The organism is Vibrio sp. B1-2 (genome assembly GCF_963888445.1).
Classification (GTDB): domain Bacteria; phylum Pseudomonadota; class Gammaproteobacteria; order Enterobacterales; family Vibrionaceae; genus Vibrio; species Vibrio anguillarum.
Genome location: NZ_CAWPJH010000040.1, coordinates 236668 through 251925, shown reverse-complemented (window position 1 = coordinate 251925; position 15258 = coordinate 236668). Strand labels below are relative to the sequence as shown.

The window sequence follows — 15258 nt, the reverse complement described above, 5'->3', positions numbered from 1 at the left end:
GCATACTCCATTTCCAATCTGGCATCCAAGGCCAATAAGAAGCAGAAATGGCGGTTAGCGAAAACGAAGCTAGGGTCCAGTAATTAGATAAGAGAGTCATGTCACGATGCCAAGAAAGTTCATCAAACGTTTTATGCCTAACCATGAAGTGATTAAGCGTCAGAAGGCATTAAAAATTTTTGGCAATGTGCTGTACAATCCCAATTTATGGTGTTTGAACCGCCGCTCAGCAGCGGGCGCCTTCGCCGTAGGTTTGTTCATGGCTTTTGTTCCACTTCCGAGTCAAATGATCATGTCCGCTGGCCTTGCCATTATGTGCGGCGTCAATTTACCGCTCTCTGTAGCCTTGGTCTGGATTAGCAACCCCATCACCATGCCAGTACTGTTCTACTTCGCCTACAAGCTTGGCGCATGGGTAATGCAAACACCACCACAACCATTTCACTTTGAACTCTCTTGGCATTTTATCATGCAACAAATGAGTACCATTGGTCCGCCATTCCTTTTGGGTTGCATGATGTGCGGAGTGATCTCCGCCATAATCGGCTACTTCGGCATTCACGGTTTATGGCGCTATTCTGTCGTAAGAAGCTGGCAAAAGCGCCAAGCGAGATAAAAGCTTTAAGAGATTGAGACTGGCTATACAACTGAGCATGTAAAACGATGTCGCATGATGTTGAAAAAGGACCAAATGGTCCTTTTTGTTTGCTAAAAATAGCTCAATGCTGATGAACGAAAAGAATCCGAGTTGAGATTATTTAGCGCTAAGCACAGACGCCGGGTTCAGTTGACTGGCCCTAGAGGCAGGATACCAAGTAGCTAGTAGGCTCAACACAATCGCCGTCGAAGAGACAAGCACCACATCCGATAGGTTCACTTGTGATGGCAAAAAGTCGACAAAATAGATATCACCAGACAAAAACTGATGGCCGACTAATCGTTCTAATCCTTTGATTAACGCTGTTAAATTCCACGCAATCAACACGCCTAACACGCCACCGATCACACTGCCTAATACACCAGAGAAAACACCCTGCCAGACAAAAATTCGTTTTACTAATCCATCGGTCGCGCCCATAGTGCGCAAAATGGCGATTTCAGCCGCACGATCTTTGACCGCCATCATAAGTGTTGAAACGATGTTGAAGCTCGCCACACCAATCACCAGCACCATCACCAAATACATAATGGTTCTGACCAGCTGAATATCACGGTACAAAAAGCCAAATTTTTGCTGCCAACTGCGTAGATAGACGTATTGATCAAGCGTATTGCCGACCTCTCTTACAATTTGAGTTGCATTTAATACCTCTGAGACCTTGATAGCAACGCCCGTCACTCGCTCTCCTAATTTGGCGTAAGCTTGTGCATCTGCCAATGGCACTAACGCAAGGCTGTGGTCAATTTGGCCATTGAGTTCCAAAAGCCCTGAGACCTTGACGCGCACGCGCTTTGGCGCTTGAACTTTAGCGCTCTCATTCGCAGAGGGGATCATCAAAGTGACATAGTCACCGACTGCCGCGCCCAATTTATCCGCCACTCCTTTGCCTAAAATGACCTGTTGCTGACCTGCGACAAAACCTTGCCATGCATCGGAAGAGACAAATTGAGATAAACGCGACACGGCGCGATCCATTTGCGGATCAATTCCACGTACCTCAATCGCTTTCAGTTGCGCACCTTTCTCTGCCAGCGCCGTCAATTTTACATAAGGAGCGGCCGCTTCCACTTTTGGATGCTGCACGGCTTGCTTGACTAATGACGACCAGTTTGCGATGGGCTGTTGAACCCCTTCAAACTCTCCGTGTGCAATGACAGATAACACGCGATTCTGCAGCTCTCTCTCAAAACCATTCATCGCCGACAGGCCCACGATGATCACCGCAACGCCCACGGCGATACCGATAATGGAAGAGAGCGAGATAAACGACACCATTTTATTACGCTGCTTTGCCAGGCTAAAACGCCGACCAATCACTAAAGAGAGCGAGGTGAACATCTACGGTGCCTCCACATTAATCAGCAAACCATCTTGCATGTGCATCTGTCTGTCCATTTTTGCAGCAAGTTCGCTATCATGCGTTACCACTAAAAATGCCGTGCCAAACTCTTGATTCATTTGACGCATCAAATCATAAATCGCCAGCGCCGTTTTGTGATCAAGGTTGCCCGTAGGCTCATCGGCTAACACCAAATCGGGTTGATTGACCAGCGCTCGCGCAATCGCTACCCGCTGCCGCTCTCCACCAGAGAGCTCAGAGGGTCGATGAGATAAACGATGTCCCAACCCCACTTTTTCTAACAATGCTTGCGCGGCCTGTTTAGCACGCGATACTTTTTGGCCACCAATAAGCAACGGCATGGCCACATTCTCAAGAGCGGTGAAATCGGCTAATAAATGGTGGAACTGGTACACAAAACCCAAATGTTGATTGCGAATGTTCGCTTGTTTATTGGAGCTTAAGCTCGATAAATCCTGACCTAAAAACGACACTGAACCTTCGGTTGCCTCATCTAGTGCACCCAGAATGTGTAATAACGTACTTTTCCCAGATCCAGAAGTCCCAATAATTGAGACTAACTCCCCCGCTTGAATGCCAAAACTGACGCCTTTTAGCACTTGAGTCCGTAGCTCCCCTTCTTGGTAGGTTTTGCATACGTTATGGCATTGTAAAAGGTTATTCATATCTTAAAGCCTCGGCAGGTTTTACGGATGACGCGCGGTAGGAAGGAAACAGTGTCGCGAATAAGCTGAGCGTGATGGCTGCTATCACCACCAACATAATTTGCATGGGGTTAATCACTACAGGCAGCGTTCCCCCCACAGAGAACAGCGCTACACCCATGCTTTCTAATAATCCATTGAGGTTATCCGCCAGCAATACGCCTAACACACCACCGACAAGCGAACCAATCACTCCACTACTCGCGCCTTGAACCATAAAAATGGCCAGTACTTGTTGATCTGTCATGCCTTGCGTTTTCAAAATCGCGACCTCAGCTTGTTTTTCCATCACCACCATGATCAACGCGGAAATGATATTGAAAGCCGCCACGCCCACAATCAACCCAAGCATCAAACCCATCATATTTTTTTCCATGCGAACAGCTTGGAACAACTCGCCACGCTGATCTCGCCAGTCACTCCATTGCCACCCCCCAGGCAAAGGTGCGCTAGCTAGGTCTGCGACCACAAAAGGATCATCAAAAAAGAGCCGCCATCCCGACACAGTATTTGATGGTAAACGAAGCAATCGCGCTGCATCTTTGATGTGCGTCAGCATCAGCTGTCCATCCACATCAGACCCCGTATTAAAGATGCCTGCGACTGTAAAATTACGCTGCGCAGGAATACGACCTAAGGGGGTAAATTGGCTAGCTGAAGTGACCATCAAACGCACTTTATCGCCAATTGTCACGTTGAGCGCCCGCGCCAGTGAATGGCCAAGGAAGAGTTGATATTCGCCCGGCTTGAGCGCACTCACTTGACCCGCAATCAAGTGCGCCGCAATCGGATCATTTTGATTAGGTTCAATTCCCACCAACAAGCCTGCGGCCAGTTGCGATGAGCTTTGAACAACCGCTTCACTGCGTACAATCGGTTCAGCCGCTCTGGCGCTAGAGAGCTGGCTAATGAATTGAGGCACATCTTGCGTGAGCAAAGTGCGATCGCCATTTTGCGAAACTACAGCCTGAGGCAACACACCTAGAATTCTATTTTTGAGCTGGGATTCAAAACCATTCATGACCGAAAGCACCGTCACCAGTGACATCACGCCAATGGTTATTCCCGCCGTAGACATATAAGAGACAAATCGACTGAATCTATCACCGGATCGCCCACGTAAATAACGCAAGCCGATGAACGCCGAAATAGGATGAAACATAAGAAAAACCGCCTGAAAGTGATGCTCAGTACTGTAACGAGAAACGGTGGAAGGTTGTAGCTTTAATTTGCCAAAAATCGGTTAAATAGACTCGATAACAAGGACATACCTTGATTAGTTCGCCGGTATGACGATAATCAACAAAGCGATGAGAAGGATGCCTTTATGACCGAGCAAGAATTTTTTACGGTTCACTATGGACTGACAACCAATATTGAACTTTTAGACAGCACATTTATGCTACCTTCCCAATCAATATTTGAAGCGGAGATTCCTGCCCCATTTATTGTGGCCAGTGAGTTTAGCCAGTTGGATGCACTCACCGAAAGTGCACGACTAGAACTGAAAAATAGTGATTTCAAGCACGTCGTTCAGTTACTTGATACTCAAAATTCGAAATTGAATTTGTTGCTGACCTTTATGTTATCACAGCAAGATGAGCCACATTCACGCTTCATCACCAGCACATTTGGGGCCAGTCGCTTCTCTCTTCGTTATCCAAACGCACTAGAGATTGGTACCCAAGCCCGCTGTAAACTGTTTTTGGACCACCCTGCAGCCGCTATTTATTGCTATAGTTCGGTGATTGATTGCCAAGCGGACGAGCAACACTATCTCATCACGATGAAATACGATTTACTGCGAGATACTGACCAAGATCTCTTGATTAAAGCCGCACTGTACCAGCAGCAAAAATTGCTGCGTCAACGCTCTTTAGACCGAAATAAACCATAAGCGTTCTCATGACTACACACTCTTTACTGACTCTGATTAAACCTGCTGGCGCGGGCGACAAAAAACACATTGGTAACCTACGTGGTGCAAGCCTTGCATTGGCAATTGCAGAGCTGGCCAACCAGCATAATAGCCACACTTTACTGGCTGTACCTGATCCTCAAACCGCCTTAAAGCTGCAGCACGAAATTGAGCAGTTTAGTGACGCCGAAGTGGCGCTGTTTCCTGATTGGGAAACTTTGCCTTATGATAGTTTTTCGCCTCATCAAGAGATCATTTCTGATCGCATCGCGCGCCTATATCAATTACCGAGCTTGAAAACAGGCATTACCATTGTGCCAGTGAGCACCATATTGCAGCGTCAGACGCCGCGAGAATTTCTGCTACAGCATACCCTGATGGTTAAAACTGGCGACCAGTTTTCCTTAGATAAACTGCGTCTTCAGCTGGAAAAATCGGGCTATCGTCATGTTGATCAAGTGTTTGGCCCAGGCGAGTACGCCAGCCGAGGTTCGATTCTTGATTTATTTCCAATGGGCAGCAGCGATCCTTATCGCATTGATTTTTTTGATGATGAAATCGACACCATACGCACCTTCGATCCTGAGAATCAACGCTCAATTGAAGAGATCAGTGAGATACGCTTGCTACCTGCTCATGAATTTCCCACCACAGAAAGTGCAATTGAAGATTTTCGCACCCGCTGGCGTCAACGATTTGAAGCACGTCGTGAACCAGAATCTGTCTATATGCAAGTCTCAAAGGGGATTTGGCCAGCCGGTATTGAATACTGGCAACCGCTATTTTTTGAACACACCGAAACCTTGTTCGATTATATCGCGCCAGAAAGCCAACTAATTGTCGTAGGAAATATCGAAACAGCGATTGACCAGTTTTTAACCGACGTCGAATATCGTTACCAGCAGCGTAAAGTTGACCCTCTTCGCCCGTTACTGCCGCCTCATGAATTGTGGCTTAAAAAAGATGAGCTTTTCAGTCTTTTCAAAAACGTGGCTCAGCTCCAACTCAGTGTAGAACCGATTTCAGAAAAGCAAGGGCGGATCAATTTAACGGTCAGTGCATTACCCGACTTGGCGGTCATGCATCAAAATAAAGAGCCTTTAGCCGCCATCCGGCAATTTAGTGAAAGTTTCACTGGGAAAATCATTTTTTCCGTCGAATCAGAAGGCCGTCGCGAAGCATTACTAGAGCTATTGCAACGCGTAAAACTGCGCCCTATCGAAAAAGAAACCTTCCAGCAAGCGTGCCAAGCAAAAGAAAAACAATGTCTCGTATTAGGGGCATCTGAGCACGGCTTTATCGATAACAATGCTAACTTAGCGTTCATCTGCGAAAGTGATTTACTCGGTGACCGTGTCATTCTTCGCCGTAAGAAAGATCGTAAAGTCACCAATAGTGACGCTGTCATTCGTAACTTAGCCGAACTCAAACCAGGGCAACCCGTTGTTCATATTGATCATGGTATCGGCCGTTATCTCGGGTTACAGACGCTTGAAGCGGGTGGCATGATGACCGAATACGTCACCCTTGAGTATCAAAACGAAGCCAAACTTTATGTCCCTGTCGCTTCATTGAATCTCATTAGTCGTTACTCTGGCGGCGCAGAAGAAAGCGCACCATTGCATAAACTCGGGGGTGAAGCATGGACTAAGGCACGACGAAAAGCGGCCGAAAAAGTCCGTGATGTTGCTGCGGAACTGCTGGATGTTTACGCCAAGCGAGAGCTCAAACCAGGCTATAAGTTCGCTCTGGATCGTGGCCAATACGCGACCTTTAAAGCAGGTTTCCCATTTGAAGAAACCGATGATCAAAATACAGCTATCAACGCCGTGCTATCGGACATGTGTCAGAAAAAAGCGATGGACCGATTAGTGTGTGGTGACGTTGGATTTGGCAAAACAGAAGTCGCCATGCGCGCCGCCTTTGTTTGCACCGACAACAATAAACAAGTGGCCGTATTAGTGCCGACAACCTTACTCGCACAGCAGCATTTTGAGAACTTTCGAGACCGATTCGCTAACCTGCCGATCCGTGTCGAAGTTTTATCACGCTTCAAATCAGCAAAAGAGCAAAAGCAGATTCTACAAGATGTCGCCGACGGCAAAGTCGACATTTTAGTTGGCACGCATAAACTGCTTTCCAGCGAGCTAAAATTTAGCGATCTTGGTCTTTTGATCGTTGATGAAGAACACCGTTTTGGCGTACGCCAAAAAGAAAAAGTAAAAGCGATGCGTGCTGATGTGGATATTCTCACGCTAACGGCAACGCCGATTCCGCGCACGTTAAACATGGCGATGAGCGGAATGCGCGATCTATCGATTATCGCCACACCACCCGCACGACGATTAGCCATCAAAACCTTTGTACGCCAACATGATGACAATACGATTCGAGAGGCCGTATTACGTGAAATCATGCGCGGTGGACAGGTTTATTTTCTACATAACCAAGTAGAAACTATCGACAAAGTGGCCGCCGATTTAGAAAAGCTGGTCCCTGAAGCTCGAATTACCGTCGCCCATGGACAAATGCGTGAACGTGAGCTGGAAAAAGTGATGAACGATTTTTATCACCAACGATTCAATGTATTGGTTTGCACAACCATCATCGAAACAGGGATTGATGTCCCGACCGCGAACACCATCATTATGGACCGAGCAGATAACCTTGGCTTAGCGCAGCTACACCAACTTCGTGGCCGAGTCGGACGCTCTCACCATCAAGCTTATGCTTACTTACTCACTCCACATCCTAAAGCCATCACTAAAGATGCCGTGAAACGTTTAGAAGCGATTGCATCTCTTGAAGATCTTGGAGCCGGTTTTACTCTAGCAACGCACGATTTAGAAATCCGTGGAGCGGGTGAATTATTGGGCGATGAACAGAGCGGTCAGATCCAATCGATTGGTTTTACTCTCTATATAGAGATGCTAGAGCAAGCGGTTGAAGCATTAAAAAATGGCAGAGAACCTTCTCTTGACGATTTGCTTCGTGAACAAACCGAAGTGGAAATGCGTTTGCCAGCGCTATTACCCGATGATTACATTCCTGATGTAAATACTCGCCTCTCCATGTATAAACAGATAGCGAGTGTCGCTAGCCGAGATGAGCTCGCCGAGCTCAAAGTCGAGTTGATTGATCGCTTTGGTAAATTACCTGATGCTGCAAATAACTTACTCGGCGTTGCTGAAGTCAAAATTGATGCTGCACGTATAAAAGTGAAGAAAATCGAAGCGCATGAAAAAGGCGGCTACATTGAGTTCTATCCAGATGCTGACATTAATCCCGTCTTTTTGGTTAGACTTCTGCAATCACAACCGAAAAAATTTGCAATGGAAGGGCCAACTAAGTTTAAGTTTGCTGTACCATTAGCTGATAGACGTGAACGAATTCAATTTGTGTCGAGTATGCTCAGCGAATTCCAACAAAACCTGATGCCTAGAGCATAAATTACGCACAAAAAATGATGGAGCCATAATGAAAAAACTGATCCCACTCCTACTTTTGCTTATTTCGATGCCAAGTCTGGCACAACGGCAATTTGACATAGAAGTGATCATTTTTAAACGTGCAATTGATGCAGAGAAGGTCAGTGAGTCGTGGCCTAACTCATTGCCTGAAATCAATATTCAACGCGCGGGTAGTTTTAGTGACTTAAACTATCGCCAAGAAAAAGGCGTGAAAATGCTGCCTTTTTCCGACTACCAACTTAACGGCCAAGCACAAAAACTGAAAAACCACGCTGGCTTTGAAGTGCTACTGCATACAGCTTGGCGTCAAGGCGATCAAGGCAGAGCTTCCGCACCGATTTTCCATATTCAGGCGGGTAAAGATTACTCCGCTAAATTCAATACTGACGGCAGTGAAAAAGTGGCAGTACTAGAAGAATCGCCAGTAAACGGTGTGCTAGAACAAAACATCGCGAGTCCCCTTTACGAACTCGACGGTAAATTACAAATCTATGTACAGCACTATCTTTATGCTGAAACCACGCTCGACCTTAAAGCCCCGAGTGTGCGAGAAATCGTGCTCCAAAGTAAACCATTGGAGTTAGACATTACACCTGAAGAGCAAAATGCCGAGGTTCAACTTGGAAACCTAGAAGCCATCTCCCCAACAGTGGAAAAGGAAGAGTTTTTAAAGAGCTATCGGATGGACCAAAAACGCCGTATGCGCAGCAACGAAACCCACTATCTAGACCATCCATTAATGGGAATGATCATTCAAGTTCGCCGCGTTGCAGAATAAAGCCTAACAAAGCGCCCTGTCTGGGCGTTTTTTCTTTTATTCATCTCTCATACAGTTTAGCTCACTGATTTAATATCCTTACCGGTTAGAGCTATTCTGTTGTTAACTATTCTTATTAAAACCAATAACACAACCCTCCTACAGACCGTTCCAATGGTTTGGGTACGTGATCTTCTAAAAGTTAAACTGACAATGTATTTCATTAGTGAGTGTTTCATTTTTAAGACCTCTCATTTATGAGAGCCATGTAAGATTGAATCCCTCTTATTAAGTCTTGATAATCTCCCCATCTCGTGTTGTGCCATGTTCGACTCATTTACCGTAATACCTATCGTTGAAGTAGAGCACAGGTTAACAACATCAATTTAAATCGGAATTTACACAAACATACTGAGAGAGATGTTACCTAATGACTTCTAAATTTTCGTTATGTGCGGTCGGGCTACTGTCAATAGGCAGTATCACAGCAAGTAACATTGCAATCGCATCAAGCCCTAGTGAGATAAACACCCAATTAAAATGGTCTTGGCAAGGCAGTTCATTTAAACCTGAGTCTAACCAAGTTATGGCGGCACCTATCGTTGCTCAGTTAAATGATGATAATGGTGATGGAAAAATCGACGAGAATGATATCGCTGATATTATCGTTATTACTTTTGAAGGTAATAAATATACGCAAGGTGGGTTAGTTAGGGCACTAAGTGGTATCGATGGTTCTGAGCTTTGGTCGTATGATAATGGTGGCATTATAGCCGATGCTCGCTATTCTCCTGCAGTTGCAGATCTTGATGGTAATGGTGTAGTTGAAATTGTGACAACGAGCACAATCAGCCCTTACATCAATATATTAGATAATGAAGGTCAGATAAAAAAACAAATCCTGAAGAGTGCTTCAGGATGGCGCTCGGTTGGCGCAATTTCACTATCTGATTTAAACAATGATGGTTCAATTGATATTCTCTCTGCCGATGGTGTTTATAATTACGATACTGGTTTGCTATTTAGTTTAGAGTGGGCTCCATCACCGATCAGTTTTGATGCGGATGGCGATGGTATCCAAGAAGTATTTTCAAACGGCGCTCTTTATAAAAGCGATGGCTCATTTACTTGGCAATATCAAGCGAATGATACGGTTTGGTTTTCTTCCGTTGCCAACTTAGATAGCGACAATAAACCAGAAATTGTGGTATCAGTTCCGGCCTCGAAAGGCTCTGCACAAAATAGTAGCTTTGCTGTATTAGAGCATGACGGCTCAGTAAAATGGGAGGTTAATAACCTTGAAAACCCAGGCGGTGGTGTACAAGCTATCTCTAATTTCCTTGGTAATGCAGCAACTAACTCTACCAATGAAATAGCTAAGTCCCCTGTTTATGGATATACCCATTTACATCACAGCCATCCAGTTAAAATAGCAGATGACAACCAACTTAAAATCCGCTCAGGAGATCTGATTGACGCTATTGGATCAACAGCAAGTAATATGGTGGGTGGTCAAGGCGGTTCACTGCATACTATTGATGCAAGCAAAGTCCGCTCTGTCGATGTAACCTACGGCAAATATAAAACGTGGTGGACATATGGCGTACTCGAGATGGAATTCACTCTCAATGATGGTTCGAAAATAACGTTAGGTTCAAAAGACTCAGCCTTTAAATACCCAGCATTAGAGTGGCGAACCAAAGAAGTTCCATATCTTGGATTGGAGTGGAGAACAAAACAAGTTTCTTACTGGTTCTTTGGCTGGCATACCAAAACAGTTTCTTACCTAGCTCCTGTTTGGAAAACTAAAACGATTCCTTATGCTGTTCCCGTCATGAAGAGCAAAGCAACCACTGAACGATACACAGTCCCAAGCAATACCCAATTGGTAGGCTTAAATGTTTGGAGCAAACCAAAACCTATCTTTACCTTCAAAAAACACGTTAATGCAGTTCAGTTTGTTGTTGGGGAAAGCATTAATGATAGTTACCTGAACACTGGTATTGTCTATGCAGGTTATCATGCTGTCGATATGTATAATGCACAAGGTAGCAAAGTTTGGTCTGTAGCAAATGATGACTATAACAGCGGTAAAATTGGTGTCTCGGCTTACGATTTCACTGGTGATGGCATTGATGAAGTTATCGTACAAGATCTTCTGAGAGTCCGTATTCTTGATGGGCGCACGGGAGCAGTATTAGCAACGATTGCTAACTCGTCGAACACCTTGTGGGAATATCCTGTTGTGGCGGATCTCGAAGGCAACAACAATGCATCGCTTATTGTGGTCGCAAATGATTATGCAAAAGAAAGCGCAATCAACCACGGCGTCTATGTTTATGAATCAGCCGATGCTGATAAACCATGGAAAAATGCAACGAGAATTTGGAACCAACATTCATTCCATTTCTCAAACATTAATCAAGATGGCTCAGTACCAACCAATGCTCAGCCTAGTTGGCTAACACATAACACTTATCGCTCAAGTACCATTAAATAACTTGAATTTGATATAACCACCACTATCGCCCAAGGCGGTGGTGGTGGGATGACAAAAAGCCTCGCCTTTTAACAAAGGCGAGGCTTTTTTATGGCCAGTACGCTGGGAATATTAGTGAAGCTTTAAGTTTGGACGCAACACACGATTAATACGGCCAACTAACATCATCAACCCTGTTTTGAACATACCGTGCAGCGCCATTTGGTGCATGCGATACAAAGAAATGTACACGACTCGCGCAATACGACCTTCAACCATCATCGAGCCTTTGGTTAAATTACCCATTAAGCTACCAACGGTAGAAAAACGACTTAATGAAACCAACGAACCGTGATCTTTATAAACATACGGTTTGAGCTCACGCCCGTTAAGCTTAGCAACAATATTCTTGAACGCTTGGCTTGCCATTTGGTGCGCTGCTTGTGCACGAGGTGGCACAAATGAACCATCGGCTTGTGTACATTGTGCTAGATCACCGATCACAAAAATATCGTCATCTCTTGTGGTTTGTAAGGTGTTTTTTACCACTAACTGATTAATGCGGTTTGTTTCCAAACCAGCAATCTCTTTCATAAAATCCGGTGCTTTGATGCCAGCAGCCCACACCATGATCTGAGCGGGAATCTTTTCGCCATCTTTAGTTGTTAGGCCATCCTTATCCGCTCGCGTGACCATAGTCGCAGTACGAACGTTGACACCTAATTTCGTTAATTCGCTATGCGCAGCACTAGAAATGCGAGGTGGAAGAGCGGGTAGAATACGCTCACCCGCTTCCACAAGGTTGACATTCAGTTTGCTTGAATCAAGATCGCCAAAACCATAAGTCCGCAGCTCTTTTACTGCATTATGTAGCTCTGCAGATAATTCAACACCCGTTGCACCTGCGCCAACAATCGCAATATCAACTGTACCGTTACCATTTTTCGCATGAAGTTTTAGAAACTCATTGTTCATTTCAGTACGAAAACGATTTGCCTGTTCAGGGCTATCAAGGAAGATACAATGCTCACGAACTCCTGGAGTATTGAAGTCGTTAGACGTTGAACCGATTGCCAGCACCAAAATGTCATATTCAAGCTCACGACTTGGCATTAACAATTCACCATGCTCATCTTGCAATTCACTAAGAACAATCACTTTGCGTTCACGATCGATATCAGCAAGACTACCCATTTGGAAATCAAAACGATGATTTTTTGCGTGAGCGCGATAGCTTAGCGCATCCACTCCTTCATCTAATGAACCCGTTGCCACTTCATGCAATAACGGTTTCCATAAGTGGCTTGCTTTACGATCTACTAATGTGATTTCTGCGCGATTTTTACGGCCAAGAGTGCGACCAAGTTTAGTCGCGAGCTCTAAACCACCCGCGCCACCACCGACTACGATAATTCGTGTCACAACAATAATCCTCAAAAAGAAATAAACATGATTCAGCGTGAAATCTCACACTGAAGGAATTCTCAGTAATGCGCTTGCTTCAGATAAATCTTGTTCAGCAAATGAAGCTATCTTCGCAGCACGTTTCATTAGGATAAGTGCATGTAACTACACACAAATTAGGCAAATTTAAGACTTGCTCTCAATTTTTTTTGATATTTATCAAAATATTTATAATTTAATCATTATATAGAGCAAAACTCATGGTGCAACCAAAGAATTCCTCTATTTCACTACGAGACATAGGGGGGTTGGGCCATAAAAAAACGACTCACAATTGTGAGTCGTTCAGTCGAAACTATGATGCACGGATGCTTAATTTGATTCTTTAAATGCCTTCATCGCTTGCAAATGCTGTGAGATTTTCTTGAACTTATGGTTCTGGGTTTCATCCCAAATGATATCGTAGTAGTTTTCGAGCTCTGCTGCTGTTTTGCTGTTGTCATGAATCTCATCTTCTTTAGATAAAATCACTAAACAGCGTCCTTTATTTTTTACCCTGTATTGCTCAACACACTTAGTCGCAATATCTTCATACTCTTCAGGGCGATCGATGCGTCCAGTCATGTTTGTTTCCGGATGCAAGTTAGGATTAAACACCACTTGCTTAATTCCGCATAAGAATCCAATCCGCTCAGACCAGAAGCCGCCGAGGCCTACGCCACAAATAATCGGATGTGGGTCATCAGACAACTCAATCACTTTATGCACTTCTTTTAGAAGATGCTGCATATCGTGTTTGGGATGCTGTGTACTGTAGTTAATAAAACGGACATCGCTGTCAATAAATTGCAATTGCAGTACTTTTTCATGGTTTCCTGGGCTTGTTGAATCAAAACCGTGCAGATAAATAATCATAATAACTCCCCACTCCTTGAGGTTTTTAATCTACCACGAAGATTGTGGTTTCAAAGACTTTAACCTTAATTTACTGCAACAAAACGACGAAACAGTGATCCTAGCTACATAATGTGCGTTTTAGATGTTCGGCTTGTTGGCGATAATAGTCATCACCCCATAATTGATGTGCTAACAAATACCATAACATGGCCATCATTGTTGCTCTTGGATGCCAAGCCACCACTCCTTCGACCCAATCATCGACCCCCACAATCTCACGCAATTGACAATAACGGTAGACCGCCTCTAATGGTTTTTCTTCTGCAACATCAATGCTTAAAGCCAGGTCGAGTCGGGGGTCGGCAATTGAGGCGTATTCCCAATCAATCACGCGGTTACCTTCATCGGTTTTAACCATATTGTAGCCAGCCAAATCAAAGTGACACAAAGTCTGACCAACATCAGCAAGGTTAGGTGCGGTGCGCCAACGTTGATATAAAGCCGACAAGTCCTCACTTTTATACTCAGCTTTGAGCTGTAGCCAATAATGATCAACCCGAGCGATAAAACTGAAAGGGGCAACTGGGATGCGTGCTGTACTGAGATTATGGATCTTTATCTGTGTTTTTAATAGAGAATCGAAAGGTAAACCACCAGTAAGGGATTGGCCATCAATCCATTCAACCAATAATCCTTGATCATTAATGGAAAGTGGCTTGGGGCCTAAGTGAGAAGATTCGATAGCAGAGAGAATTTGATATTCTTGAAAACGCGAAATGGAAAAGGCTTGAGTGATCGGAGTATTAGGCCGCCAAACAAAGCTGCGTTCCTCCGTGACAATTTTCCAACATCGGTTTGTTAACCCCCCTGTCAGCGTTTGTGCGTAGTCAGGGGGAGTAGAGAAGAATCCTTCTAGCGACGTTAAGGTACGATCAAGCTGACAAGCTTCACGCCAAGACATTCTCGCCATAAGGACCTCTTCTCTCAATTACTCAATTTTGTGATTAAAAACCGAGTAAACTTTTTGACTGCTGTTTACGAATTTCGGTTTCATCTGCCCATTCAATAAGGCCGCTTTGAAGATCCATTAAACGCATCGTCATTTTGTAATATACATCTTTATCACTGCTTGCGTTTTTCACAATACTCGACAAGTTGCCATACAGCATATATTGTGCGCCAACCATTTTGCCAAACTGAATGGCGGTACTTTGGTTGACCAACTCATCATTATTTTGGAAATTGAGCTGTTCGCGCACGGCTTCAACACGACCCATGTCGACGAAGCGGAACTTACCTGAATTCAACATCTTAGTACTGATGGTATCAGTGATAGATTCAGTATCAATGTGCTCACTGGTTTTATTTTTGATTCGCTCAACAAACACGATAGGACGAGAATCACGGGTAATCGCTGCTACCGAACCTGACATCATCATGCTATCAACCATTTCCCCCGCGATTTTTTGTAAATCTGTTGAACCAAAATCAACTGTCGTCGTTTCAACGGATTGTGCATCTCCGTAGCTGACTTTATTTGAACAGCCGCCCAAAATGACAGCGAGCCCTAGCAATGCGATAATACTTTTGTTCATATTGGTTCCTTAC

At 44.5% G+C, this 15258-nt stretch carries 12 protein-coding genes; 5 read left to right on the top strand and 7 right to left on the bottom strand.

The features are described from left to right. Positions 1–106: 106 nt before the first annotated feature. Complete coding sequence (locus tag AACQ75_RS12715; RefSeq protein ID WP_010319231.1) at positions 107–616, top strand: DUF2062 domain-containing protein; 510 nt, start codon at positions 107–109, stop codon at positions 614–616. 138 nt (positions 617–754) lie between these two features. Here the strand turns inward: AACQ75_RS12715 and lolE are convergent, their stop codons facing one another. From lolE to lolC, 3 genes are read right to left on the bottom strand one after another with little or no spacing between them, the layout of a single operon-like run. Then, a complete protein-coding gene (gene lolE / locus AACQ75_RS12710) occupies positions 755–1999 on the bottom strand; it encodes a lipoprotein-releasing ABC transporter permease subunit LolE (protein ID WP_170888755.1) in 1245 nt (414 codons plus the stop codon). Then, positions 2000–2686: a lipoprotein-releasing ABC transporter ATP-binding protein LolD gene (lolD, locus tag AACQ75_RS12705; protein ID WP_017048077.1), complete on the bottom strand. Its 687-nt coding sequence runs from the start codon at positions 2684–2686 to the stop codon at positions 2000–2002. Continuing rightward, positions 2679–3887 (bottom strand): lipoprotein-releasing ABC transporter permease subunit LolC, encoded by a 1209-nt coding sequence (gene lolC, locus AACQ75_RS12700; RefSeq protein ID WP_115339113.1) that lies wholly within the window; start codon positions 3885–3887, stop codon positions 2679–2681. Before lolC ends, lolD begins: the two co-directional genes overlap by 8 nt. Before the next feature lie 165 nt (positions 3888–4052). On the opposite strand from lolC, the gene AACQ75_RS12695 reads away from it, so the two are divergent. The 4 genes from AACQ75_RS12695 (at position 4053) to AACQ75_RS12680 (ending at position 11370) form a co-directional block, all read left to right on the top strand. Further along, positions 4053–4622, top strand: a complete 570-nt coding sequence (locus AACQ75_RS12695; protein WP_017048079.1) for a hypothetical protein — start codon at positions 4053–4055, stop codon at positions 4620–4622. An 8-nt stretch (positions 4623–4630) separates the two neighbouring features. Then, positions 4631–8092 (top strand): transcription-repair coupling factor, encoded by a 3462-nt coding sequence (gene mfd / locus AACQ75_RS12690; protein WP_170888754.1) that lies wholly within the window; start codon positions 4631–4633, stop codon positions 8090–8092. Between the two features lie 28 nt (positions 8093–8120). Beyond that, positions 8121–8891: a peptidoglycan binding protein CsiV gene (locus AACQ75_RS12685; RefSeq protein ID WP_170888753.1), complete on the top strand. Its 771-nt coding sequence runs from the start codon at positions 8121–8123 to the stop codon at positions 8889–8891. A 409-nt stretch (positions 8892–9300) separates the two neighbouring features. After that, positions 9301–11370: a beta-prism lectin domain-containing protein gene (locus tag AACQ75_RS12680; RefSeq protein ID WP_170888752.1), complete on the top strand. Its 2070-nt coding sequence runs from the start codon at positions 9301–9303 to the stop codon at positions 11368–11370. Positions 11371–11481: 111 nt separating this feature from the next. Here AACQ75_RS12680 and AACQ75_RS12675 read toward each other — a convergent pair whose 3' ends face one another. The 4 genes from AACQ75_RS12675 to lpoB all read right to left on the bottom strand — a co-directional run bounded on the left by AACQ75_RS12675 (position 11482) and on the right by lpoB (position 15245). After that, positions 11482–12771, bottom strand: coding sequence for an NAD(P)/FAD-dependent oxidoreductase (locus AACQ75_RS12675; RefSeq protein WP_026028144.1), 1290 nt, complete (start codon positions 12769–12771; stop codon positions 11482–11484). A gap of 354 nt (positions 12772–13125) precedes the next feature. After that, a complete protein-coding gene (gene ycfP, locus AACQ75_RS12670; RefSeq protein WP_013856523.1) occupies positions 13126–13668 on the bottom strand; it encodes an alpha/beta hydrolase YcfP in 543 nt (180 codons plus the stop codon). Positions 13669–13768: 100 nt separating this feature from the next. Beyond that, the gene (locus AACQ75_RS12665) at positions 13769–14620 is read right to left on the bottom strand and encodes a phosphotransferase (RefSeq protein WP_038170292.1); all 852 of its coding nucleotides are present in this window, start codon (positions 14618–14620) and stop codon (positions 13769–13771) included. A 34-nt stretch (positions 14621–14654) separates the two neighbouring features. Continuing rightward, the gene (gene lpoB / locus AACQ75_RS12660; RefSeq protein ID WP_081244991.1) at positions 14655–15245 is read right to left on the bottom strand and encodes a penicillin-binding protein activator LpoB; all 591 of its coding nucleotides are present in this window, start codon (positions 15243–15245) and stop codon (positions 14655–14657) included. Positions 15246–15258: the final 13 nt, after the last annotated feature.

Bases quoted from the DNA above. Each gene is read 5' to 3' on its own strand.
- AACQ75_RS12715 (WP_010319231.1), top strand. From the start codon at position 107: ATGCCAAGAAAGTTCATCAAACGTTTTATGCCTAACCATGAAGTGATT.
- lolE (WP_170888755.1), bottom strand. From the start codon at position 1,999: ATGTTCACCTCGCTCTCTTTAGTGATTGGTCGGCGTTTTAGCCTGGCA.
- lolD (WP_017048077.1), bottom strand. From the start codon at position 2,686: ATGAATAACCTTTTACAATGCCATAACGTATGCAAAACCTACCAAGAA.
- lolC (WP_115339113.1), bottom strand. From the start codon at position 3,887: ATGTTTCATCCTATTTCGGCGTTCATCGGCTTGCGTTATTTACGTGGG.
- AACQ75_RS12695 (WP_017048079.1), top strand. From the start codon at position 4,053: ATGACCGAGCAAGAATTTTTTACGGTTCACTATGGACTGACAACCAAT.
- mfd (WP_170888754.1), top strand. From the start codon at position 4,631: ATGACTACACACTCTTTACTGACTCTGATTAAACCTGCTGGCGCGGGC.
- AACQ75_RS12685 (WP_170888753.1), top strand. From the start codon at position 8,121: ATGAAAAAACTGATCCCACTCCTACTTTTGCTTATTTCGATGCCAAGT.
- AACQ75_RS12680 (WP_170888752.1), top strand. From the start codon at position 9,301: ATGACTTCTAAATTTTCGTTATGTGCGGTCGGGCTACTGTCAATAGGC.
- ycfP (WP_013856523.1), bottom strand. From the start codon at position 13,668: ATGATTATTTATCTGCACGGTTTTGATTCAACAAGCCCAGGAAACCAT.
- AACQ75_RS12665 (WP_038170292.1), bottom strand. From the start codon at position 14,620: ATGGCGAGAATGTCTTGGCGTGAAGCTTGTCAGCTTGATCGTACCTTA.
- lpoB (WP_081244991.1), bottom strand. From the start codon at position 15,245: ATGAACAAAAGTATTATCGCATTGCTAGGGCTCGCTGTCATTTTGGGC.